This is a genomic window from Bacteroides congonensis (genome assembly GCF_900130125.1).
Classification (GTDB): Bacteria; Bacteroidota; Bacteroidia; order Bacteroidales; family Bacteroidaceae; genus Bacteroides; species Bacteroides congonensis.
Map to the genome: position 1 here is coordinate 297,725 of NZ_FQXY01000010.1, position 25,879 is coordinate 323,603.

Genomic DNA, 25,879 nt, shown 5'->3' on the forward strand with positions numbered 1-25,879 from the left:
ATGAAACTGGATAAATATATATTTTCAGCTCTTATTGCCGCCGCCACGCTGTTTCTGGGCAGTTGCAGCGACTTTCTCGACCGCAGTCCGCAAGGACAGTTCACCGAAGACGACAACCCCAATGCGCTCGTCAACGGTAAGATTTACAATGTCTACACGATGATGCGTAATTACAACATCACCGCCGGTCCTCCCGCATTTGCCATCCACTGCTTCCGTTCCGAAGATTCGGAAAAGGGAAGTATAGCCAGCGACGGTTCCGACGTAGCGGAAATGTACGACGACTTCCTATATACCGCCAACAACGGTCTGCTGGGCGCCTACTGGGGACAGAATTATGCCATCATCTACCAGTGCAATGACATTCTCGAATCCATCGCAGATAAAGAGACAGCCGGACAAACGGAAGCCGAAGATATCATCAACAAAGGCGAAGCCTCATTCTTCCGTGCCTACTGCTACTTCAATCTGGTAAGAGCTTTCGGCGAAGTCCCCCTCGTGACCTACAAAATCAATGACGCTTCGGAAGCCAATATTCCGAAAACAACCGTCGAGAAAATCTACGAGCAGATTGACACCGACCTGAAAACTGCCGAGGAGTCACTGCCGGAAACATGGAGCACCGAATACCTCGGACGCCTCACTTGGGGAGCCGCACGTTCGCTTCACGCGCGTACCTATATGATGCGCAACGACTGGAACAATATGTACACAGCCTCTCCCGACGTCATTAAGAAAGGGCTTTATAACCTGAAAACCCCGTACAACGAGATATTTACGGACGAAGGCAAAAACAACGGCGTTTCTGTATTCGAACTGCAATGTCCCGCCACCGCCGCTCTTCCCCAAAGCGATGTTATCGGCAGCCAGTTCTGCGAAGTGCAAGGTGTGCGCGGAGCAGGTCAATGGGACTTGGGATGGGGATGGCACATGGCGACAGAATATATGGCACAAGCCTACGAACAGGGCGACCCGCGTAAAAATGCCACCCTGCTCTACTTCCGTCATTCGGACGACGAGCCGATTACCCCCGAGAATACCAACGAGCCTTACGGCGAATCTCCGGTTTCTCCGGTTATGGGAGCCTATTTCAATAAAAAAGCCTACACCGACCCTGCCCTGCGTAAGGAATACACCAACAAAGGCTATTGGGTAAATATCCGCCTCATCCGCTATGCGGACGTATTGCTGATGGGAGCCGAATCCGCCAATGAAAAAGGTATCCCCGGCGAAGCGGTAGACTACCTCGAACAGGTACGTGCACGTGCCAGAGGTACGAATAGCAACATATTGCCCAAAGTAACTACTACCGACCAAGGCGAACTGCGTGAAGCCATCCGCCATGAACGCCGCGTGGAACTGGGACTTGAGTTCGACCGTTTCTACGACCTGGTCCGCTGGGGCATCGCCAAACAAGTATTGCAGGCAGCCGGCAAGAATTATCAGGACAAGAATGCCTTGCTTCCATTGCCTCAGACCGAGATAGACAAGTCCAAAGGAGTACTGGTACAAAATCCGGATTATCAATAAAACAAGTATAATAATATGATAAATAAGAAACTAAGTTCCGTCATTCTGTTACTTCTGGCAGGATTCCTGAACGTGGCGGCGCAAAAGTCGCCACAGGACATGAACCGCTTCATCGATGCCCTGATGAGAAGAATGACATTGGAAGAAAAGATAGGGCAGTTAAACCTTCCCGTCACCGGAGAGATTACCACCGGACAAGCCAAGAGCAGCGATATTGCCGCCAAAATCAAGAAAGGCGAAGTAGGCGGACTGTTCAACCTGAAAGGAGTGGAGAAGATACGCGAAGTACAGAAACAGGCGGTCGAACAATCCCGCCTGGGTATTCCGTTACTGTTTGGCATGGACGTCATCCACGGATATGAGACGATGTTTCCCATCCCGCTCGGCCTGTCGTGCACCTGGGATATGGCAGCCATCGAAGAGTCTGCCCGCATCGCAGCCATAGAAGCCAGTGCCGACGGAATCTCATGGACATTCAGCCCGATGGTGGACATCTCGCGCGACCCCCGCTGGGGACGTGTATCCGAGGGAAGCGGTGAAGACCCGTTCCTCGGCGCCATGATTGCCGAAGCAATGGTACGCGGCTATCAAGGAAAGAACATGCAACGCAACGACGAAATCATGGCGTGCGTGAAGCACTTTGCCCTATACGGGGCAGGCGAAGCGGGACGTGACTACAACACCGTGGATATGAGCCGCCAACGGATGTTCAACGATTATATGCTGCCTTATGAAGCAGCCGTCGAAGCCGGTGTAGGCAGCGTGATGGCATCGTTCAACGAAGTGGACGGAATACCTGCCACCGCCAACAAATGGCTGATGACGGACATCCTGCGCGGACAATGGGGATTCAACGGTTTCGTCGTAACCGACTATACGGGAATCTCCGAAATGACAGACCACGGCATCGGCGACCTTCAGACAGTATCCGCCCGTGCCATCAATGCCGGAGTGGATATGGATATGGTCAGCGAAGGCTTTGTAGGCACGCTGAAGAAATCCGTCCAGGAAGGCAAGGTTTCTATGGAAACGCTGAATACTGCCTGCCGCCGCATCCTGGAAGCGAAATACAAACTCGGTTTGTTTGACAATCCTTATAAATATTGCGACCCGAAACGTCCGGCACGCGACATCTTTACGAAAGCGCACCGTGACGCAGCCCGCAGAATAGCCGCCGAAAGTTTCGTTCTCTTGAAAAACGACAGCCCCGACGGGAACCCGAACGGAAATCCGTTACTGCCTTTCAATCCCAAAGGAAATATCGCCGTTATCGGCCCGCTGGCAAACAGCCGCAGCAATATGCCGGGTACTTGGAGCGTAGCTGCTGTGCTCGACCGCTGTCCTTCATTAGTAGAGGGACTGAAAGAGATGACTGCCGGAAAAGCGAATATCATGTACGCCAAAGGCAGCAACCTGATTAGTGACGCCGCCTACGAAGAACGTGCCACGATGTTCGGCCGTTCACTGAACCGCGACAATCGCACCGACCAGCAATTGCTGGACGAAGCGCTCAACGTAGCCCGCCGGTCGGACATTATCATCGCAGCCCTTGGAGAATCCTCTGAGATGAGCGGTGAAAGCAGCAGCCGTACGGACTTGAATATCCCCGACGTGCAGCAAAACCTGCTGAAAGAATTAGTAAAGACAGGGAAACCGGTAGTGCTTGTACTATTCACCGGCCGCCCGCTTACACTGAACTGGGAGCAGGAACATGTGCCTGCCATCCTGAATGTATGGTTCGGCGGCAGTGAAGCAGCTTATGCCATCGGCGACGCCCTCTTCGGCTACGTCAATCCGGGCGGCAAACTGACAATGACTTTCCCGAAGAACGTCGGTCAGATACCTCTTTACTATGCGCATAAGAATACCGGACGCCCGTTGAAAGAAGGCAAATGGTTCGAGAAGTTCCGCAGCAACTACCTGGATGTGGACAATGACCCGCTTTATCCGTTCGGCTACGGGCTTTCTTATACCACTTTCTCTTACAGCGACATTGACCTCAGCCACTCCAGCATGGACATGAACGGTTCACTGACCGCAGCCGTAGAGGTTACCAATACCGGTACATGGCCCGGAACGGAAGTCGTGCAGCTCTATATCCGCGATATAGTCGGCAGCAGCACCCGTCCCGTAAAGGAACTGAAAGGTTTTGAAAAGATATTCCTGCAACCGGGAGAAATGAAGATTGTCCGTTTCAAGATTGCTCCTGAAATGTTGAGATACTACAACTATGACCTTCAACTGGTAGCCGAGCCGGGCGACTTTGAAGTGATGATTGGGACGAACAGCCGGGATGTGAAAACGGCGAAATTTACGTTGAACTAAACTCTTAGGCACGGATTACCATGCCTAATCTAACGTGAGTTCGATATAAGTTTGCCCGCATGGTTTCCCCTCCTTCGGGAAGGAGGGGTGTCCGAAGGACGGGGTGGTAGGTAAATATAGTAGTCTGTTATTCAGTAATATATAGACCTACAAATTCACCTACCACCTCCCCCTACGGGGACTCCTCCTTCCTGAAGGAGGAGAATCGAAAAGTACAGGCTTATATCGAACTGACGTTAATCTAATAAATTATCACCTTGATTATGAACAATAAATATAAAAGACTCGCAGAAATGAGCGCACTCCCTCTCATGCTGCTGTTCCTGTCCGCCGTAGCCCTGACCTTCCAGAACTGTAAGGGGAAAAGCAAAAGCGACAACCTTTCCGCCGTCACCGACTCACTCTCGGACGACGCCCTGATGGATACCATCCAGCGACGGACGTTCCTCTACTTCTGGGAAGGTGCGGAACCGAACAGCGGTCTTGCCCCCGAACGCTATCATGTAGACGGCGTATATCCGCAGGACGACGCCAACGTAGTCACTTCCGGCGGCAGCGGCTTCGGCATCATGGCTATCCTTGCCGGAATAGACCGCGGCTATGTCACCCGTGAAGAGGGACTGGCACGCATGGAGCGTATCGTCTCCTTCCTTGAGAAAGCCGACCGCTTTCACGGAGCTTATCCGCACTGGTGGTATGGCGACACCGGAAAGGTGAAACCTTTCGGACAGAAAGACAACGGCGGCGACCTTGTGGAAACCGCCTTCCTCATCCAGGGACTTCTTGCCGTACACCAATATTACGTAAACGGAAACGAAAAAGAAAAGGCGCTCGCCCGACGCATCGACCAAATCTGGCGTGACGTCGACTGGAACTGGTACCGGAAAGGTGGACAGAACGTACTCTACTGGCATTGGAGTCCTACGTATGGTTGGGAAATGGATTTCCCCGTTCATGGCTACAACGAATGCATGAGTATGTATATTCTTGCTGCCGCTTCGCCGACGCACGGAGTACCTGCCGCCGTCTACCACGACGGATGGGCACAGAACGGCGCCATCGTCTCCCCACACAAAGTGGAAGGAATCGAACTGCATCTCCGCTATCAGGGGACGGAAGCCGGACCGCTTTTCTGGGCACAATATTCTTTCCTCGGACTCGACCCTGTCGGGCTGAAAGACGAATACTGCCCCAGTTATTTCCACGAAATGCGTAACCTGACGTTAGTAAACCGTGCCTATTGCATCCGCAACCCCAAACATTACAAAGGTTTCGGCCCCGATTGCTGGGGACTGACCGCCAGTTACTCCGTAGACGGATATGCCGCCCACTCACCGAACGAGCAGGACGACAAGGGTGTCATCTCTCCTACCGCCGCACTTTCATCCATCGTCTACACGCCGGAGTATTCCATGCAAGTGATGCGCCACCTCTATAATATGGGCGACAAAGTTTTCGGCCCCTTCGGATTCTACGACGCTTTCAGCGAGACGGACAACTGGTATCCGCAACGCTACCTCGCCATCGACCAGGGCCCTATCGCCGTCATGATTGAAAACTATCGCACAGGCTTGTTATGGAACCTCTTCATGAGCCACCCCGACGTACAGGCGGGACTGACGAAGCTGGGTTTTAATACCAACAAACAGGATGTGAGAAAATAACCCCCAGAAAGAAACTCCGACCGGTGGATGTGGCAGCCTTACTGACCACCTCCGCCACCGGTGTTTCCACCGCCTTCACCACCTTTCACATCATCATTACTGATACTCCGGGCAGTTTTCTTCACGCTTGCTTTCAGTTCACCAATCCGATAGCTGATACTGAAGCCGACATAACGGCTGGGATACCTGCTGTTGCTTTTCGACATAAAGTTAGTATCTTCCGTATGGCTGCTGTACGTTCTGTACTTCTCAAAAACATTGCTGCAATAGAGATTTAAAGAAAGACGGTCTTCTTTCAGGAACGAACGGTTCACCCCGATACTGTAATACTGATAGCCGGAACCTTTCCCCTGCAAACTGATGTACGGAGTACTCCCGCCACCGTTCAAGCTCAAACGGATTTTCAGAGGAAGTGTATGCTGGATACCGCCATGGCACGAAGCGTTCCATCCATAATTATGCAGCCCTTGCGCTTCGCTCTTCAAGTCCCTGTAACTTCCCCGCCCGTTCACATAAATACGTGTATTGGGAGAAGCATTCCAGTTCAGATAGAGAGCCAACCCCGAATCCCGGTTCTTGCCGATATTATCATAAGTACTATACAGAGCTCCTTCCGGTGCAAGATGTCCGGGGTCGCCATCAAAGATTTCCCCGTTCTCATCGGTTATCAGGCGGCTCACCCTCTCTATCCCGTTGTTATTGAACGAATGGCGCAACGAAACATTGATATTGAATTTGGCACTGAAATTGCTATATGCAATATCAAAAGCATGACTTTTCTCACTCTTCAAATCCGGATTTCCCTGACTGATAAACATAGGGTTCTGATTGTCAAAATAAGGATTCAGGTTCCAGATTCCCGGACGCCAGATACGCATATTATAACCTGCGCGCAGATTTTGCGTCTTACCGATTTTCATCCCCAAAGAGACAGACGGAACCAAGTCGCTGTAGTTCGTATGAAAATCCTCGCCCGGACCTACAATATATTTCACCCGTTGTATGGTCTGCTCGTAACGGACACCCGGCTTGAAAGAAAAGTCCTTATACTTCAAGGTATATCCCGCATAGGCCGACAGGATATGGTTCAGATGGCGGTACTCACTGCTGCGGCTTTCGTTGTACACATAATCATCGCTTCCGCCTGCCGCTTCATAGAACCCGTTGTCGCTACTGTTGCGTCGGAAAATATACTTCGCTCCCGTCTCAATCGTATGCAATTTACCAACCGGAGTGGTATAGTCCACCTGAAAGGTCTGCTCCATCGTATTCGTCTTGCCATCCGAATGGTAGTTTCTCAACCGCAACCGTTCAACCAAGTCATCTTTCTGCCCATCGGAGAATATATCCAGATAAGTGTTGTAGGAATTATTAGTCTGAGGTTGCGTATTTACCTTATAGGACAAGGTAATCATCCGTTCCTTGTTTTTTCTGGAAGTACGCTGATAGTCTATATTTCCATTCATGGAATACCATGAACCTTTCCCATGGTTATCTGTCCGGTAACGATAAGCGATATCCTCGTGATTTGACTTGTACATTACTGTATATCCGTCGCTATTATTCTTGTCATTGCTGCCATACATCCCGAAAGCCATAGTCAGAAGCCTCAACGTATCAATCTCATAACTAGCCTCCACGTTACCATATTGAAAGCTCCCTTTCGACTTGGAACTGCTTTGAGACTCGAGAAACTTCTCATCCCTTGCACCCGGCTCGTAGCTTTCGCGATAACTGTCCGAATAGCTACGCGGGCTATTATTATAATCGTAGTTATAATTGACAGAAACAGTCATCTTCCCCTGTTTCACCATCGCGTAAGTGCCGGCCCCGGCTCCGTTGTTAGTGACATTTCCTCTGAAAGTAGCCGTATATCCTTCGAATCCGCTACCCACAGTAACGATATTCAAAATGCCACCTACACCTTCCGCATCATACTTCGCCCCCGGCGAAGTAATCACCTCGATATATTTAATGGTATTTGCCGGCATACTTTTCAGTACTTCTTTCGGATTATTGCTCATCATGTTATTCGGCTTCCCGTTCACATGTATCTTGAAGCTACTGCTTCCATTCACCTGCACATTATCTTCCCCGTCCACCGTCACCAAAGGAACTTTCCGCAGCATCTCCAGGATACTGTTCGACTTGGAGTCGGGGTCGTCTTCAATGTTATATTCAATCTTGTCCACATCTACCTTCACCAAAGGTTTCTGGGCGACAACTTCCACTCCCTTCAATTCATTATTGGCTTCCGAAGAATACAACGTCCCGAGGTCGACAATTTTCGTAGAAGATTTCAAAGTGAAGTCTTTCACAACAGGAGCTTTACCTATCGAAGAAATACTGATTACATAATCGCCTGCCGGTACATTCAATTTCTCCTGGAATTTACCGTTTGCCCCGGTCACCGCCATTTTTACAGCTTTATCGGGAGCATTTTTCTTTGTAATTCTGATAGTTGCATACGGTTCTCCTTCCTGTGTCAGAGAATCCAGAAGCACGCCTTTGATTGTAAAAGAAGGAGTTACAGCTTTTTGCGCCCACCCCGCTACTAACGTTGAAAACATGAATAGCAATAGTAGTAATAGTCTGTGTTTCATAACTAGAATGATTTAGTTTTTTATTTATTAGACGCAGCATTTTCCGAAATGCTGCAATCATGGCGATAAAAGTAGATGGTTTTCCGCCTATTACGAAATATTCGGAGTTAAGAAAGTAAAACGAATAGATAAAATATATTACTATAATCTTGTTCCCAACTATTCTAAATCATTCCGAATCCCTCTAAAATCAATCCAAATCATCCTAATGCTTCCAAGACTCCTAGGATTTCTAAGACTTCCTGTCCGCCAACAACCGCCTCAGACTTCTGCGCAGTTTCTCCAACCAACTGTCCCGAAAAGTTCCGCCATATTCTGCAAACACTTTCTTGCAATCCCCTATCCGGTCGTTCTGCATTTTCATTGCCGCCTGTATCTGGTCTATCTTGGCTATTTTCTCTCTTTGCCGCAGAAGTTCTTTATCTTGAGCGCCAATGATTTCGGCATACAAATCGCAAATCCTCGTTTTCTGAATACATAGTTCTTCTAATGTATCGATATATTCGGACGTAATCCCCTTCTTCATCTGGGCTATAAATTCCTGAAAACTTCTTTCGTCAATGACAGGGGAAGGCTCACCATACCCCACAGGAAATCTTTTCATTTCCGCCCAAAGTATGATAACTTCTTTATTGAATCCATACTTGACCGCCGCTTTTTCTACGCTAATCCATGTTGACATAATGCATTTGTTTTTTATGTGTTTCAAAAAAAGAATATTGTTTGTTTATGTGGGACAACGAGCATTCACGATTTCTGTATTTCGGACGGGTGGGGATTGGTTAGGTTAAGTTTTTGGGGCAAACAAACCGGCCGGATACAAGAAAGACGTGAATGCTGTTGCACCATTATCCAGAATCAAGGCTAGCGACACCCTCCGACAAGATAATGATGACAACAGACATCCACGCCAGTTGTTTATATATAACACATCCGTTACGGATATGTTGATATAAGCCGTTCGCGTGGAATATCTGCCGCATCACCTCTCTGTCGTTAAAATCGCTAAATTTAGATTCTGAGAGATGAAACTTTACATATTCCCTAAAAAATAAAAACCGCTTTCCGCAAGTTTCACCACGCTGATGAGCAGAAAGCGTATTGCAAAGATATATGTTTTTTTTGAAAAGTCACACTCTTCAGCCGATAATTCTTTCTGTTCTTTCACACACAAAACAGATGAATCATATCACATATTTTTTTAGAAAATGCCTTATTGTCGAATATACGACTTTCTCAAAGAAACACAAACAATTTTCTCTTTTTCTAATAATCTTTTTCTTGTAATTGCGCTTGCTATTTGAGCTAGTCCTCAAAAGGAACAGTCATATTTTGAACAGAAAAACATATATTATAAGTTTTAGTGTTCAAAAAATAGCTATATTTGCACTATGAACAACCCATTACAACGATTAGGTAATATACCGATAACAGCTTCTGTTTTGGAATCCTTTTTCCCTCATATTAAAAGAGGAAATCAAAAAGTCAGGTTGCTTGAGCGGGACAAGCAGATTATCCGCCTCAAGAAAGGGCTTTATGTATGCAACCCGGAGATAACAGGCAAGACTTTATCAGCGGAATTAATTGCCAATCACCTTTATGCACCTTCGTATGTCTCCATGTCATCGGCTCTCCGTTATTACGGTTTGATACCGGAAACGGTATATACCATGCAGTCTATGACCTTGAAACATTCCAAAGATTTTGATACGCCGTTGGGACGGTTCGAGTATACCAATATGACGAAAAAGGCATTTTCGGTCGGTTTGACCAGTATACGGAAAGAAGATTATGCTTTTGTAATGGCAACTCCCGAAAAGGCGTTGTGTGATTTGATAGCAAGCTCACCCAAAGTAAACCTTCGTTATCTGAAGGATGCCGGAACTTATTTGGAAGAAGATATCCGGATGGAACTGGAAGATTTCAGACAGATGAATGCTGAAATATTTGAGGAGTATATCAAGGTTGGCAAAAAAGCCGATTCAATACGAACATTACTAAAATTGTTGAAGAAATGAAGAATGATATTTACGATAATATGCTTTCTGCATACGATTTATACACAGAGCAACAGAAACGGAATGCTATTTTTGAAGTAAACCAGCAAGTGATACTTGCCGGACTTTATAATGGTGGTTTCTTTGATGTGGCGGCTTTTTACGGTGGTACTTGCCTTCGAATATTTCATGGTCTCCAGCGTTTTAGCGAAGACATGGATTTTTCTCTTCTTACTTCCAATGACGAATTTGATTTTACAAAGTTCTTTCAACCCATAATAGACGAGTTTGCCATTGTGGGAAGGGAAGTGGAGATTAAGAAGAAAGACAAAAAGAATTTTGGCAAAGTGGAATCTGCTTTTTTGAAAGACAACACGGATGTTTATGATATTTCCTTTCAGACGGATAAATCTATAAAAATAAAAATTGAGGTTGATACCCGGCCTCCTTTGAATTTCAGGACAGAGCAGAAGCTGCTTTTACAGCCTCATTCTTTTATGACTCGCTGCTTCACTCTTCCGGATCTGTTTGCCGGAAAAATGCACGCATTGGTTTACCGGACATGGAAGAATCGGGTAAAAGGCCGTGATTGGTACGATTTCGAGTGGTATGTCCGTCATAACATACCGCTTGGTTTTACGCACCTTGCTGAACGTGCCCTCCAGTTCAACAATGAAGTGATTGAACGTGACGCATTCATAACTCAATTGAAGGACAGGTTGGCTTCGGCAAATATGAATCAAGTGAAGAGTGACGTGCTACCTTTCGTCAAGAACACCAAAGAACTGGATATCTGGTCAAATGACTATTTTGTCCAGTTGGCAGATATGATGAAATTTGAATAGAAACTTTACGCTTAATCAAAAATTCAGCAAGTTTCGCTTATCCCCCATTCTCCTCTCCATATACAAAAGTGAAAATCCTCTTTCAACCTATCACCACCATCCTGAAACTCCCTATTCATCGCACTTACAGAACGGTGATAGGTTGTCGACAACCTATCACCTCATCTATCACCTATCACCACCCCAGCAAAGACAATGCCGGCATACAAACCAAAGCCCACGAGCAAACAGAAGTATCAACAGGGGACAATTTCAGTTTCAAGGCAGGAAACCATAGTTTCATGCAGGTGAAACTTTAGTTTCTGCGGCTTGAAACTCTAGTTTCAAAGGCTTGGAACTGTAGTTTCAAAGCGTTGAAACCAAGTGTTTCAAGCGTTGAAACAAAGTGTTCCGCATAGAGATACAAAGTGTTTCGCTATAGAAAACAAATCAAGAGCAAACACTAAAGATTTCCCAATTCATTTCATGAAGACTGTAGAGATAAAACAAACGATAATAAGTACGAAATAACTTGGCAAACCAGATAATAAACCCTACCTTTATCAGCCTTTAATAAAAAAGACAAAACAATAAATACACTTGACATGAAACTTACTTTGATGCGGGACAACGGCGGGACATCAACCATGCGGACGCTGGATATAAACCTACAAATAGAAGCGATGAAGCATGAGACGAAAGCCCGCCCGATTAGCAATCTTCGGACAAACATTCGTTACGCATCACCGGACACCAAACTGGAAGAAGCCCAACGACTGACCAAAGTCATCCCGGCAGCCAACTTCCGCAAAACAGCCAACGGCACACAAATGACTGGATACAACGGCATTGTGCAAATAGAAGTCAACCATCTGGCAAACCGGACAGAAGTAAACCGCGTGAAACAGGAAGCGGCGGAACTGACGCAAACCCTCGCCGCCTTTATGGGCTCCGGCGGATATTCCGTAAAAATATGGCTGCGTTTCACCCGCCCGGACGGTTCACTACCCGAAACCCGGGAAGAAGCGGAAATATTCCAGGCTCACGCCTACAGAAAAGCAGTCAGCCTGTACCAACCGGCTCTCTCCTACTCCATCGAACTTAAAAATCCGACATTGGAGCAATTCTGCCGACAGACCTATGACCCGGAACTTTATTACAATCCCGATGCCACCGTCATTTATATGCGCCAGCCACTGGAAATGCCGTCGGACACCACTTACAAGGAATCCGTACAGGCGGAGACATCCCCATTCAAACGGCTGATTCCGGGTTACGACAGTTTCGACACCCTGTCCGCCCTCTTCGAAGCCGCCCTGAACAAGGCTTACCAGTCATTAAGCGAACTCCAGCCCCACCTGCATCTCCATTCGGACGAAGACCTCAAGCCGCTGTTAGTCCGCCTTGCGGAAAATTGCTTCCAGGCGGGTATACCGGAAGAAGAAACCGCCCGTTGGGCCATCGCTCATTTCTACTCCAAGAAGAAAGAGTTCCTTGTCCGCCAGACCGTAAAAAATACATATACCGCCGCCAAAGGATTCGGACAAAAATCCCCCTTATCAACCGAACAGGAACTGGAACTCCGAACGGAAGAATTCATGCAACGTCGGTACGAATTCCGTTACAACACGATGACCACCGTAACGGAATATCGCGAACGGAACACATTTTGTTTCTGCTTCCGTCCCATCACCAACCGGGTACGAAACAGCATTGCCATGAACGCCCGTCTGGAAGGGCTCAGCCTTTGGGACAGGGACGTCGCCCGCTATCTGGATTCCGACCGTATCCCGATATTCAACCCTATCGAGGATTTCCTCTTCGGAGTGGACGTCCGTTGGGACGGCCGCGACCGGATTCGTGAACTGGCTGCCCGTGTCCCTTGCAACAACGCCCACTGGCCCGACCTGTTCTACCGCTGGTTTCTGAACATGGTAGCGCACTGGCGTCATACCGACCGCAAATATTCAAACTGCACCGTCCCGTTGCTTGTCGGCCCGCAAGCCTACCGGAAATCCACTTTCTGCCGGAACCTGTTACCGCCTGAATTGCAGACATACTACACCGACCACATTGATTTCAGCAATAAAAGAGATGCCGAACTGTCACTGAACCGTTTCGCGCTCATCAACATGGATGAGTTTGACCAGAACGGGGTGCATCAGCAGGCTTTCCTGAAGCATATCCTCCAGAAGCCGGTGGTCAACGTCCGCCGACCTCATGGCACAGCCACGCAGGAGATGCGCCGCTACGCTTCATTCATCGGAACGAGCAACCACAAGGACTTGCTGACGGACACTTCCGGCAGTCGACGCTACATCGTCATCAACGTAACCGCCCCCATCGACTGCTCCCCGATTGACTATGAACAACTTTATGCACAAGCAATGCATGATATTTACAGGGGAGAACGTTACTGGTTCGACCACGAAGATGAAAAGCTGATGACTGAAAGCAATCAGGAATTTCAGGTCATCCCCATCGCCGAGCAATTATTCCATCAATATTTCCGAGCTGCGCGGGAAGATGAAGAAGAATACGAGCAACTTCTCGCCATCGAGATACTGGAACAGGTGCAGCATGACAGCAGGATTCATGTTTCAAATTGCAATATTATTCAGTTCGGCAGAATATTACAGAGGAATCAAGTGCCTTCCGTGCATGCCAAACGGGGAAATGTCTACAAAGTGGTTCAGATCAAGCCGAAAAGGGAATAAATATACAGTTCTCAGGACGGTGATAGGTGATAGATGAGGTGATAGGTTAGCAACAACCTATCACCGTTCTGTAAGTGCGATGGATAAGGAGTTTCAGAGGGGTGGTGATAGGTTGAAAGAGGAATTGGTGAAATCAATAAGGAATGAAATCTAGAATATGTATGGAATCCTCTCAATATGTACCCACTGAAACTCAAAAACAACACTAGAATCTGCCTCCTTTTCTTGCGGATTACAAAAGCTTCCTTCTTAGACGGAAACTTTTCCTCAAATCTTTCCTTTTCAAACGGAAACTTTTTATTATCTTTATCCATTGAAAGCGAAAACTTAAAATATTTGCCATATGAGCCTAAGACAAATTATCCAATCACTTATTGCCCTCAAGCAGAAAGAGCTCCCTTTCGAAGTTATCCCACGTGAGTTGGAATTGCCCTTAAACAGTAAGAAGATTATTACAATTCCCGGGGTCAGACGTTGCGGCAAATCATCTTTAATGATGCTGGCAATTAACGCACTAGTAGAAAGCGGTGTTCGTAGAGAACAAATTCTATGGATAGGCTTTGATGATGAACGTCTATATAATATGCAAACTAAAGATTTAGACGAAATCATCCAGGCTTATATGGAAATGTATCCGGATATCCCTATCAATTCTGTCTATATGTTTTTTGACGAGATACAGATGGTTAAAGACTGGGAGCTTTTCGTCCTGCGCCTGTTCAAGAGTTACTGCAAGAATATCTATGTATCCGGTAGTAATGCACAAATGTTGTCGGAAGAATTAGCTACCGCTCTTCGGGGGTGGCCACTCGAATATGAGGAATTTCCTCTTTCATTCAAAGAATTCTGCCTGTTTAAAAAGATTAATATAGACTCTTACACGGAAAGTGGAAGAGCTAAGTTGAAGGTTACTTTTAAGGAATATAATAGCGGAAGTGCTTTTCCCGAAGTTGTGCTTCAAAAAGAACAGTCTATAAAAGACCGAGAATTGCAAAGTTATTTTAACACAATGTTATTCAGAGATTTGGTAGAGCATTATGACCTGAGCAATCCGGGCATGATCCGGTACTTTTTAAAAAGAGTCATGTCTAACCTGACAAAACCGACTTCGACCAATAGTGTTTTCAATGATTTGAAATCGCAAGGGATAAAGGTGGCTAAGGATACTTTGTATGAACTACTGGAACATGCCTGTTCCATCTTTATGTTTTTTAAAGTCCCCAAATATACTTCGTCCATGATACAAGAGAATAACTCTCTTTCCAAATATTATATTATAGATAATGGGTTGCGCTCATCCGTATTGTTACCTCAAAGTGGAGATGAAGGAAAGCTATTAGAAAATTCTGTATACCTTCATTTACGCAGAAGAAAGGCACCGAATGAGAAAATATACTATTACAAAGGAGAGAAAGAATGTGATTTTGTAATTCAAACTGATGAGCATGTTTCCTCACTTATACAAGTTACCTGGCTACTAAACTCACATAATACCGCACGGGAAATCGGCGGAATATTAGAAGCTTACAAGACTACCGGTTGCAAAAATTGCATAATTGTCACTTTCGAACAGGAAGATAAGATAGAAACAGAAGGGATAACGATTTCCGTTATTCCCGCCTGGAAGTGGATGTTACAATACTAAGGAATCATTATTCCTCAACAATTATCCAATCTCCGATAGTTCTTGTCGTACTGTCGAAGTTTACTCCTATCTTTATAACTTTCCGATGATCGGGTTGATAAGGTATAGCATATCCTCTACTATTTATCTGCGCCAACGCTTCTTCCGGGGTGCCATCCATCTTGAATTCAAAGACATAGATGGCATCATGCAGTTTTACGACTACATCTGCACGCCCAATCGCACTTTTTACTGCCACATCTACATACTGTCCCATCAGCCGGAACAATAGATAGAAGATTGTCTGATAATGCTTCTCTTGTTTATTCTCCAAATCATTGGGGATAGAAGCAAAGAAAGACCTTATCCGTTCCAAACACTCAGTCAGTTTTCCGGCTCGCAAATCCTTAATAAAAGAAACTACATAGAATGTGTTTTCCCGAGCAGGCAAATGCACGTAAGCAGGCATAAGAGATTCGATGAATCCTTTCCGCACCTCTTTGTTGGGATAAGCAAGTGTATAAAGCTGAAATTCAGGGTCATATCCTTTGATAGTGAGATAACCGCTTTGATAAAGTACGGGAAGAGGGTCAGTAATAGCACTCGTAGGGGCATCAAACTGCTCGGCAGTAGCCGTAGCACCGTCCAATTCACGAATATCGAAATTACTTTGCTGCAATATGTTTATCAAGAAAGTAGGCGTTCCGGTAGAAAACCAGAAATTTTCATAACTCTTTTGAGCAAATGCATTAAACAAACTGAACGGATTATAAACATCTTCACATTTCTTACTGAAATGATAACCGTCATACTGTTGTTTCAGATGCATGCAAGCCTCCTCATAGGTTTCGTCATTGGCCTGTGCCATCATCTCAATATCAATTTTCAGTTGCGTACGCAATTCCTGCTCGGTAATACCACAGATAGCGCTATAATCATCCCGCATACTGATATTCTGCAAGTTATTCAATTCACTGAAAATACTCATCTGACTGAATTTGCTGATACCTGTCAGGAAAAGAAAGCGTAGATATTCCCCTTGTGCTTTCAAAGGACTGAAGAATTTCCGCATTTCTTCACGAAGATCATTTTGCAGTTCCGGCAAATGATTACTGTCTAATAGAGGAGCGTCATATTCGTCAACGAGCACTACTACCGGTTTGCCCGTCTTTTCATAAGCACGACGAATCACTCCCCGGAAACGTTCGGCCGGCGTTTCTTCCACTTCTTCCTTTCCATAAAGTTTTTCCCAATCATACAGGTTCAGATTTAGCTGCCCCACAAGGTCGGAAAGTGCAGTGTACTTTGTCATGCTGAAATCTATGTGCAACACCGGATAGACATTCCACTCTTTCTCCAAACGTTCCATCGCCAATCCTTGGAACAAATCTTTCTTCCCTCGAAAATAAGCATCAAGAGTAGATATCAGCAAACTTTTCCCAAAACGGCGGGGGCGGCTCAAAAAATATACCTTATTGGTATTTGCCAGACGATATATCAACTCCGTCTTATCTACATACACGTTGTTGTTATTACGCAAATCTTCAAAATTCTGTATCCCTATCGGGTATATTCTGAAAGTGCTATCCATAACACTTATCTTTATTAAAATGAAATGTAGACAAATATAGGGATTAAAAAAGATACCACAAAACAAATGCATAGATTCAAACAACATCAAGTTATTCAAATCTATGCATTTACAATATAATAAGAATACTATTAACGTATTTCTTTCACAAAATAAATCAAGGCCGGGAAGTGGTCACTATATCCATTTATAAAAGTATTACTGGAGAAACTCTTTATTATCTACGGTAATATTTATTCTAACCCAGGCCAAGCTTTTGTTGAGTAAGTGGCTTCAAGTGCATTTTCCAAGTTATCATTAAGATTGGGAAAGAAATCAATTCCTGTCTTTTCTTCCAGTTCATCTATAGATAATACATAGTCGGCTAACTTTATTGTTTTTGATGGTTTGCTGTCGGTGTGTTCCATCCAAAAGGCTATCGCTTTAAAAGAATCTCCCTTCTTAAACAACAAAGCCATATAATAGTATTTTGGAACGGGCTTACTACGGTCACCGCCTATATACTCTTTAACCTGTTCTTCTTTATCAATCGTTCCACCTTTTACCACATACAAAGTATCCGAAGCTGTGCAACTACGCCCCCATGCCTGTACTTGCCCTTCCAACGCTAACCAAACACCTGTATTGAATGCATTCCGTTGCGGACTCATGTTGGTGTAATAGAATGTTTGTTCATTTACTTCACGAGAATAAAGTCGGTCGGCGGATGCGCAAAGATGTCCCCGGTCATAACCTTTTCTTCCAAAGTCTGCTTGTACACGCTGATACTCTGAAGCAACAGAAGGGTCTGCGTCAAACGGTTCATTACTACGATCTACATTTTGCTGTTTTGTTTGGTTATCAAATCGAAAGGCAATCCAACGGGAGTGTTTCTTACTTTTATCATATTCCATACTAAAAGAGGTTATTTTCTGCCCGTTGAAAGTAGTAGAGTGAGTTATGAATACATCGTTTACGCCATTACGAAGAGCCGGAAGCTCTACGATGCCGGTGGCAAAATTATTGAAATCGTAATTGTCATCTTTATCACAAGCGATAATTCCAACACACAAAACTCCCAATAAAACATATTTTAATTGACATTTCATTGTATTTCTTTTTGAATTAAATATAGACTACAATATCAAATTATCAGTTGTCTAAAGAAATAGAAAGCTGCCCTCAACAATAAGGACAGCCTTCATTATCAAATTATAATCAGAGAAGTATTATATCTCTGTAATGGTTACAGGCCCCTTAAGTCCCGGAACCGAGAAATATTTCTCCAGATTAGCTTGTATCAATACTAATTTTCCTTTATTTGTTGGATTTGTTTTTAATCCCCATGTAGTACGCCAAGTCGCTGGACTCTTTGGTAATTCGACAGGAATTAACTTTTCCGGTGCTGTCTCAGTTGGAGAGTCAGCCAATAATAGATTAGTATCACCTGCAAAATTCTCAAACTGAAGATTTTTTTCTGTCATAGACCCATTATTGGCAAAACCTACAATATAACCTTTCACATAATAAGCACCAGTTTTTTCATTATTCAAAGTTATAACATCTGTAATAGAATATGGATGTGCTTCAGTACCATCTGCTTCGCCGGGTTCTGGTTCAGGTTCTGGTTCTTCCCCACCGGCTACCAATTCATGATCAGTAATTGTCTTCATCCCCGGAGCATTAAATGCGTATTTAAGAGTACCTTGAAGAAGTACTTCTTTTCCTAAATTTCCAGGATTCTCTACTAAATTCAATGCCGCTTTTGCAACTTGACTATCATTACTAAATCCTATAACTAAACATTTTGTATAATCAGTTTCATCTTTAGAACCTGCAATTACAATTGCACTTGGACGTATATCATCTAAACCAAAAACAACATCTTCTGGTGAATCTACCGTATTAGCATCATTACCATTTTTTACACTTCCAACAATATAACCTTTAACCCAAGCAGTAGTTGTACCACTTGCAGATGTCAAATTCAACGCTGAAGCAACATCATATGGATTTTCTTTAGTACCATCACCTACTGGATCTGGACCAGGTCCAGGACCTTCACCCGGTTCTACACCCACATACAAATTATCAATCTGATAAGTTCCGCTAGCTACTTCACCACCAACATATTTAAAGCCAATGAAACCTACTTTATCACCAATGCTTGTAAGATCAGCCGTCAAAGTCTTAGCTTCAGAATACCCCTCAGCATTCTGAGGCAAAGTACCAACATCTAATAGAGTCTGTTTCAGATTATTACCATCTTTTTCAAGGAAATAAACTTCCAACTTATTACCATCTTTATAATAAGCTGATATACAATCAAAAGTTACTTTCTTCACCTCCATTTGAGCTGTATTCACAGCAGGAGTAACAAACCATGAAATAACCGAAGCCACTTTACTTCCATAGGCAGTTGCCTGAATCAAACCATTACCATTAAAAGGTTTACCTCGCCAAGTTCTAGCACCAGCTTCTGCAAAATTCACATATCCTTCTTTCACATACTCTTTGTCATTTTCCGCATCATCAAACGTATTGACCACTTGACTTACTGGATTAGACGGATCAAGTAACTCAGCTAAGCTACCACTTGGTTGTTCAGAACCTCCTTCACCTATTTCGGTTCCATCCAACACAGCCGCAGTAGCCGACTTCAGTCCTGCTACACCAAAATATTTTTCCAATGAGCCATAAATCATTACGATCTTACCCAAATTTCCTGCATTGTCTTTCAAGTTCAATGCTGTACGAACATCAGAGCCACCTACCAATTGTACAGGAATACAATTTTTATAATTAGTTTCATTCGGTGTATCTGCAATCAATATATTTGAAGCTATTGTGAAAGGAGCCTCAAACTTGCTTTCCGTAGCAATAGCTTTTCCTTCTCCATCTACACAACCTACAATATATCCTTGTACCCAAGCTATAGAACCATCTTGTTTCTTCTGTGCGGTTTCAATATTATATGGATCTTCCTTAGTGCCACCACCTGTAAGCCCCGGAACATCACCTTCTCCCAATATATCATAAGGAGCAGGAACATCACTACATGAACTAAATGTAAACACCGCAAGCAGTGTTAAGAATAAAGCATTTAGAATCTTTTTCATAATTATATGTGTTAATTGAATTAATTATTTCGTTTGATATCGCTTAAAGTACGAACAACAACCTCCCACTGGTTATTGTAACGTAACAAAATACCTGTAATATTCACACTACCTTGTGGCATTACCTCCATTGAGAAGTTTGCGTAAGCACTAGTATAAAGGAACAAGTTACTTCCACTCTCTGTACCATCAGCATAAGTGAAATAACGCTTTACGGAACCTTCATCGCCAGGAGCGTAGGTTGCCGTTCCGTCTGCTTCGGAAAGCTTTACGTTTTTAAAAGTAACCAATACCGGCGCTGCCTTCAAATCAATAGCAGCAAGCTCAGCAGGCGTACTAACCTCAATCGGTTTCAATTCCTCATAATACAACTTCGGTTCATTAATCAGACGAACATGCTGCTTCCATACATACTCGGGCATACGTCCAACTGAGTTATTATAAACAGTACCAATTTGCGCCTGCTTACGGTAACTACCTATCTGTAAACCCTTGCAATCGATTACCACTTTCTGACCTACCGGACAAAATGCATACAAGCCGGTTGCATTAACGCCAATAACAATAGCACCTGTTTCGTCTGCCACGACCAACTTCTTGTACAGATTACCACTCTCGTCATCACAGGTAATTACACCTTCAATACGGGTTTCACCTTCAATAGTAGTATAAGTATCTTTACTCGTATCAATAAAGTCATTATATTTTTCTTTCAACGCAGCGATTGAAATCGTGCGCCCTTCCGGAATAGAATTATTGCCATAGGCATTACCTGTTACCGGGTCATCATAGTTCTCGCAAGAAGTAAGAACTGTACCACATAACAGCAATCCGGTACATAATATAGATAGTAATTTCTTCATAATCGTTTCTTCCTTTCTTTTTGTTTTGGATTGATAACTACACATTCTTAAAATCTATAACCAATATTCAAGAAAGCATTGAACGGGAATGCATAGAAATACTTGGAGTTCTTAGAGAACTTGTAAATACGCGCGTCACCGTCTTTGTAATTATCATCACGGTTTTGTTCAAAGCCACCTGTACGGAGATCTGTATTATTCAAGATATTAGTCAGACTCAGGTTAAGGCTAATACTCTTGCCATTACGCAAACGAATAAATTTCCCGATAGAAGCATCAAGCATAAATCCTCCGTCCAGTTTTTCCTGTCCCGGAACATTAAGAACCGGATTACCGTTAGCATCTACACCTGCACCGTTCTTATCCAACACACTTCCAAGGCGTCGATAGCTTGAGAAGTCAATGTATACACGATCATAGTAATTACCTGTCAGGTTGAAGAACCAACCATTTATGTTATAATCCAGGGCAAGGCTATAAGCAGACAACGGTGTTCCATTAGCATGCAGACCTTTTGCATAAACACGATCAAGATTTGACTCATTTTCACTCTCGTATGTCAACACAGCATCAGGATTGTTTGTATATTTAGCATCACTCCAAGTACCAATAGCAGTTAATGAAAGTTCACTTGTCAGCTTAAATGTAGCTGCCGCTTCTATCCCCCAATGCTCCTTTTCAATACCGTTCATAGAAAGATAAGTGAAACGTGCTTCACTGTCATTATAGAATGCATCCATTTCCACCTGATTCTGGAAGCGTGTATAATAACCGGTTAAACGTCCCATTACCCATGAAGTATTGAAATTGTAAGTCAGATCACCACCGAAAATACGTTCTGTTTTCAAATCTTTCACAAAATCATTCTTAATACGCGGAGCAATGAAAGAGTTATAGGCAAGCGGTGCACGATCTTCATATCCTGCATTCAATGTAAACGAATGGTTGCCATTGATAGCCCAGCTTAATCCGGCTTTCACTCCCCCTTCCAAGAACTTGGCAGTACCGCTGCTACCCAATGATTTCAATGGAGCACGTCCGTTTCTCATTTGTCCGTCACGGAACATTTGTGTAGACCCAATCTTACCGGATACAAAATAATTGAGCGAACCGGCATTATTTCCTTGATAGCGTATCCAAGCACTCTGTTTATTTACATAAATATTATAATTGTAACCAAACTTATCGCCTTCACCGATACGACGGTTCGGATTATCGAGGTCATTCTGTACCATAGTAGAACTTGCACCATGATCGCGCACTGCAAACTTATCAACATCTGTATAGAGTTGTGCACCTAACAAATCTTTCATTTTTTTATAGTGCATACCTTTCGTTGTATTCACCGCGATTCCTGCAACATAACTGTTACGTTCGTTCCATTGATGGTTGAATACTGAGTTGAAGTTGAATGCTAACTGGTCGTCATGACGTTCTTCTACATAATAGAGCGCTTCCTTACCCAATGAATTGGCTTGTTTATTGGCAAAATAAAGAGCATCCCAATCCAATTGACGATAAGCCTTATTATTCTTCCAGTTATCAGTTACTTCATTAAATTGCTGCAACTCGTCAGGAGTAGGAACTGATTCCCATACATCAAAAATAGAACTAGGCAACTTTTTATAATAATCCGGACGTGGGTCTGCTGCATTACCATTCCACCCCAAAGCACTCTTGCCATAATTAGAATACTTGAATCCGGCACTTGTCACCAATTTCTTATTATCATCAATATTGAAGTTCCAAGAAGCAATAGCCGATGGTTCAAACTGACGCACAATACGTGCATTTCGTTTCTCACCATTTTGATACCCCCAGTTCGGATTGTAATAATGGCTATTGGCTAAATAATAAGCTTCTTCAGTAGCTGCCATTTGTTGACCTCTCTCTGTAGGTGTTCCCCATGTAGCTAAAGAAAGACTGTGGCGTTCATTAAATACTTTCTCTGCACCAAGAAAATAAGAGAAAGAGTTATACTTAATACCTTCAATATTACCTTCATTTCCCCAACGATATCCCAATGAACCGGTAAACGCCCAGCCATTGTTCATCAAACCTGTGGAATAAGTGTACATTCCACGCAAAATGTAATTACGGTTACTACCTGATAATGTGAGTTTTGAACCGGCAGCATACTGACTCGCACGTAAATTAATATTAGTAGCTCCCCCTATCGCTCCAAAAGTAAAATTATTGACTTCAAAAGGACCGATACCTTCTTTATTACGGGTCGCGTCATTTAATCCCCCGATTAATCCGTAGCTGAAACGTCCTGTTTCTACATCATTGAATTGTACCCCATTGATGTACATATCGCTATACTGGGAATCATATCCCCTTACGCGAAATCTCATCGGGCTAAACAGATAACCTACATTTGACAGATAAACATCATTGTTGGAAGTGACTAACGCAGAGGTACTCTGAGCTGCATCATCATCTTCGTTCAATTGTGATTCTGTAAACATGAAAGAAGCATTGTCTTCACGGGCATTTTGCTTCGCCTTTTGCTGAGCCAAAAGTGCTGGTGTTAAGCAAAATAGCACGATCGCTAACCCTAGTCGTTGTTTCATAATTTAATTTATATTAATGTTAATTGGTCTTTCATTTTGCAATACAAATGAAATAAGCTGTTACGCAAAATAACAAAGAATTTTATGAATAACAATGTTTTTTTCGAAAAAAGTCACTGCAATAGGCGGTTTTTCCGTTTTCTTTTTAGATATTTGTCATACGAATGTCAAATTACCCACTTTTAAAATCAATTTTAAAGATGAAAAAAAACTTAATGACTCTCGGCCTACTTGTCTTTTTTGTCCTAATGGCTTATGGACAAGAAAAGAAATATGCCCTCTACAGTGTAGCTTTCTACAACATGGAGAATTTATTCGACACAATCCATGATGAAGGTAAGAACGACTATGAGTATTTGCCCAATGGAACGAACCAATGGAATTCGATGAAATATAAGGCAAAGCTGAAGAATATGTCGGAAATTTTAAGTAAACTTTCAACGGACAAGCTACCAATGGGACCTGCCATTATCGGTGTATCTGAAATCGAGAACTACAGAGTTTTGGAAGATATTCTGAAACAGCCTGCTTTAGCTGATAGAGATTATAAGTATATTCATTATGAGGGCGAAGACAAGCGTGGCGTAGATTGCGCATTCTTCTACAACCCGAAATTATTTGAACTCTCAAACAGCAAACTCGTTCCATATGTATATATAAATGATACAGTACATAAAACACGCGGCTTCCTTATTGCCAGCGGTTATATAGCTGGAGAAAAAATGCATTTTATTGTCAACCATTGGCCTTCACGCGCTGCTGCGTCTGCTGCTCGCGAACGTGCGGGTGAGCAAGTCAGAGCAATAAAAGATTCCTTACTAAGAGAGGACTCTGCTGCAAAAGTGGTTATCATGGGAGACATGAATGATGACCCGATGGACAAAAGTATGGCTGTGGCACTTGGAGCCAAGAGGAAACCGGCAGATGTTGGTCCGGGGGATTTATACAATCCATGGTGGGATACATTGAAAAAAGGCTACGGAACATTAATGTATAGAGGTAAATGGAACTTATTTGACCAAATTGTATTTACTGGAAATCTGTTAGGTAACGACCGTAGTTCATTAAAATACTATAAACATGAAATTTTCCGTCGGGATTTCATGTTCCAAAAAGAAGGGAAATATAAAGGATATCCAAAACGAACGCAAGCAGGTGGTGTATGGCTAAACGGATATAGCGATCACTTACCTACCATAATTTATTTAATTAAAGAAGTAAAATGACAAAAGGATTATTTAAACTATTTATTCTGTTCATAGTTTGTAGCACAGTTGTATCTTGTAGCGAACAGAATATTCCGGACCTACCAGAAAATCCGGGTAATACCAATCAAGGTATCGCCTCCATTGACCAAACACAAATCAATGCCAACGGTGGTGGATTTATCATTCGAGTAAAAGCAAGCGGAACGTGGGACGCTTCAAGTAGTGAGACATGGTGTACATTAAGTAGGACATCCGGTAGTGGAAACGGGGCGATCAGTGGCTACATAAAAGCAAATACCAGTGCAGAACGTAATGTAACTATTACAATAACTTCAGGAAAAGAGAAGGCAACATTCACCATCAAGCAGTTGGCTGGCAACGGTTCTAATCCTGATCCAGCTCCAAACCCAGATCCAGACCCCGATCCGGATCCGGAAAGACCTTCGGGATATGCAGGAAGAATTGAGATTCCTGTATTAAAGGGAGGAAGTATGAATATATTTCATACATGGACTACCAAAGAAAATAACAAAGAGATAATTACTTATAGTTATGAATATGACTGCACAAAAAAGCATGTACGCTGGGTAGCGTTTACTTTCGACAATTATACATGTCAGTCAAATGTAAAACGCTCTAATGCATGGAAAGAGGACACCAATATCCCTGCGCAATACAGAACATCCAAAAGCGACTATAACCCAGAGTATACAAGAGGACATATGGTTGGTTCCGGTGACAGAGTATATAGCAGAGCTGCAAATGAACAAACATTTTATTATTCTAATATGAGTCCGCAACAACAAGCCGGTTTCAATACTGGTGGCGGCGTTTGGAATAATGTAGAAGACCAAGTACAAGCATGGGGACAAATCAACAATCCTGCAGACACTCTATATGTTGTCAAAGGTGGCACTATTGATAAAGAAGAAGACATACGCACTCGGACTAGCACAGGAGTAGCTGTTCCTAAATATTATTTTATAGCAGTCCTGTCGTATAAGAACAAACAATATAAAGGTATTGCATTCTATGTAGAACATACAAATAATAAGACTAATCTTATAAAACGCTACTCAATGTCTATTAGAGAATTAGAGCAGAAAACCGGAATTAATTTCTTCCACAACCTTGAAGATGCAATTGAAAACAACGTAGAAATTAACTATAGTCCCAGTGATTGGAGTTGGCGAGAAGGTTAACCCCAACATATTGAAATATAATAAAAGCCAGCGGAATGCTGGCTTTTATTATATTTC

The 25,879-nt window shown here is 43.5% G+C and carries 17 protein-coding genes; 10 read left to right on the forward strand and 7 right to left on the reverse strand.

All coding sequences use genetic code 11. From position 1 onward, the window contains the following. The 3 genes from BQ7997_RS12720 to BQ7997_RS12730 all read left to right on the forward strand — a co-directional run bounded on the left by BQ7997_RS12720 (position 1) and on the right by BQ7997_RS12730 (position 5,519). A complete protein-coding gene (locus BQ7997_RS12720; protein ID WP_073346781.1) occupies positions 1-1,530 on the forward strand; it encodes a RagB/SusD family nutrient uptake outer membrane protein in 1,530 nt (509 codons plus the stop codon). Between the two features lie 15 nt (positions 1,531-1,545). Beyond that, a complete protein-coding gene (gene bglX, locus BQ7997_RS12725; RefSeq protein WP_073346782.1) occupies positions 1,546-3,855 on the forward strand; it encodes a beta-glucosidase BglX in 2,310 nt (769 codons plus the stop codon). Positions 3,856-4,118: 263 nt separating this feature from the next. Next, the gene (locus tag BQ7997_RS12730) at positions 4,119-5,519 is read left to right on the forward strand and encodes a glucoamylase family protein (protein ID WP_097677801.1); all 1,401 of its coding nucleotides are present in this window, start codon (positions 4,119-4,121) and stop codon (positions 5,517-5,519) included. 38 nt (positions 5,520-5,557) lie between these two features. Here BQ7997_RS12730 and BQ7997_RS12735 read toward each other — a convergent pair whose 3' ends face one another. Both BQ7997_RS12735 and BQ7997_RS12740 read right to left on the reverse strand, forming a co-directional pair. Further along, a complete protein-coding gene (locus BQ7997_RS12735) occupies positions 5,558-8,122 on the reverse strand; it encodes an outer membrane beta-barrel family protein (protein ID WP_073346784.1) in 2,565 nt (854 codons plus the stop codon). A gap of 232 nt (positions 8,123-8,354) precedes the next feature. Beyond that, positions 8,355-8,804 (reverse strand): hypothetical protein, encoded by a 450-nt coding sequence (locus BQ7997_RS12740; protein ID WP_073346785.1) that lies wholly within the window; start codon positions 8,802-8,804, stop codon positions 8,355-8,357. A gap of 709 nt (positions 8,805-9,513) precedes the next feature. Between BQ7997_RS12740 and BQ7997_RS12745 the strand changes: the two genes are divergently transcribed. The 5 genes from BQ7997_RS12745 to BQ7997_RS12760 all read left to right on the forward strand — a co-directional run bounded on the left by BQ7997_RS12745 (position 9,514) and on the right by BQ7997_RS12760 (position 15,305). Beyond that, the gene (locus BQ7997_RS12745) at positions 9,514-10,140 is read left to right on the forward strand and encodes a type IV toxin-antitoxin system AbiEi family antitoxin domain-containing protein (protein WP_073346786.1); all 627 of its coding nucleotides are present in this window, start codon (positions 9,514-9,516) and stop codon (positions 10,138-10,140) included. After that, complete coding sequence (locus BQ7997_RS12750) at positions 10,137-10,964, forward strand: nucleotidyl transferase AbiEii/AbiGii toxin family protein (RefSeq protein WP_073346787.1); 828 nt, start codon at positions 10,137-10,139, stop codon at positions 10,962-10,964. Before BQ7997_RS12745 ends, BQ7997_RS12750 begins: the two co-directional genes overlap by 4 nt. A 68-nt stretch (positions 10,965-11,032) precedes the next feature. Next, positions 11,033-11,263 carry a hypothetical protein gene (locus BQ7997_RS25370; protein WP_139260905.1) on the forward strand — a complete coding sequence of 77 codons (231 nt, stop codon included), beginning with the start codon at positions 11,033-11,035 and terminating at the stop codon, positions 11,261-11,263. 285 nt (positions 11,264-11,548) lie between these two features. Continuing rightward, positions 11,549-13,660 (forward strand): BT4734/BF3469 family protein, encoded by a 2,112-nt coding sequence (locus BQ7997_RS12755; protein WP_073346788.1) that lies wholly within the window; start codon positions 11,549-11,551, stop codon positions 13,658-13,660. A 343-nt stretch (positions 13,661-14,003) separates the two neighbouring features. Further along, positions 14,004-15,305 carry an ATP-binding protein gene (locus BQ7997_RS12760; protein WP_022139028.1) on the forward strand — a complete coding sequence of 434 codons (1,302 nt, stop codon included), beginning with the start codon at positions 14,004-14,006 and terminating at the stop codon, positions 15,303-15,305. A gap of 7 nt (positions 15,306-15,312) precedes the next feature. On the opposite strand, the gene BQ7997_RS12765 is transcribed toward BQ7997_RS12760, so the two are convergent. From BQ7997_RS12765 to BQ7997_RS12785, 5 genes are all read right to left on the reverse strand, one after another. After that, the gene (locus BQ7997_RS12765) at positions 15,313-16,875 is read right to left on the reverse strand and encodes an ATP-binding protein (RefSeq protein WP_073346789.1); all 1,563 of its coding nucleotides are present in this window, start codon (positions 16,873-16,875) and stop codon (positions 15,313-15,315) included. 233 nt (positions 16,876-17,108) lie between these two features. Next, complete coding sequence (locus BQ7997_RS12770; protein WP_073346790.1) at positions 17,109-17,963, reverse strand: DNA/RNA non-specific endonuclease; 855 nt, start codon at positions 17,961-17,963, stop codon at positions 17,109-17,111. Positions 17,964-18,083: 120 nt separating this feature from the next. Beyond that, entirely contained in the window at positions 18,084-19,973 is a 1,890-nt protein-coding gene (locus BQ7997_RS12775; RefSeq protein ID WP_073346791.1) for a DUF6359 domain-containing protein, read from the reverse strand. Positions 19,974-19,993: 20 nt separating this feature from the next. Next, positions 19,994-20,836: a DUF5689 domain-containing protein gene (locus BQ7997_RS12780; protein ID WP_073346792.1), complete on the reverse strand. Its 843-nt coding sequence runs from the start codon at positions 20,834-20,836 to the stop codon at positions 19,994-19,996. A 47-nt stretch (positions 20,837-20,883) separates the two neighbouring features. Continuing rightward, positions 20,884-23,412 carry a TonB-dependent receptor gene (locus BQ7997_RS12785; protein ID WP_022139023.1) on the reverse strand — a complete coding sequence of 843 codons (2,529 nt, stop codon included), beginning with the start codon at positions 23,410-23,412 and terminating at the stop codon, positions 20,884-20,886. Between the two features lie 200 nt (positions 23,413-23,612). Between BQ7997_RS12785 and BQ7997_RS12790 the strand changes: the two genes are divergently transcribed. Then, positions 23,613-24,638 (forward strand): endonuclease/exonuclease/phosphatase family protein, encoded by a 1,026-nt coding sequence (locus BQ7997_RS12790; RefSeq protein WP_022139022.1) that lies wholly within the window; start codon positions 23,613-23,615, stop codon positions 24,636-24,638. Beyond that, a complete protein-coding gene (locus tag BQ7997_RS12795; RefSeq protein ID WP_073346793.1) occupies positions 24,635-25,822 on the forward strand; it encodes a DNA/RNA non-specific endonuclease in 1,188 nt (395 codons plus the stop codon). The genes BQ7997_RS12790 and BQ7997_RS12795 overlap by 4 nt, the downstream gene beginning before the upstream one ends. Positions 25,823-25,879: the final 57 nt, after the last annotated feature.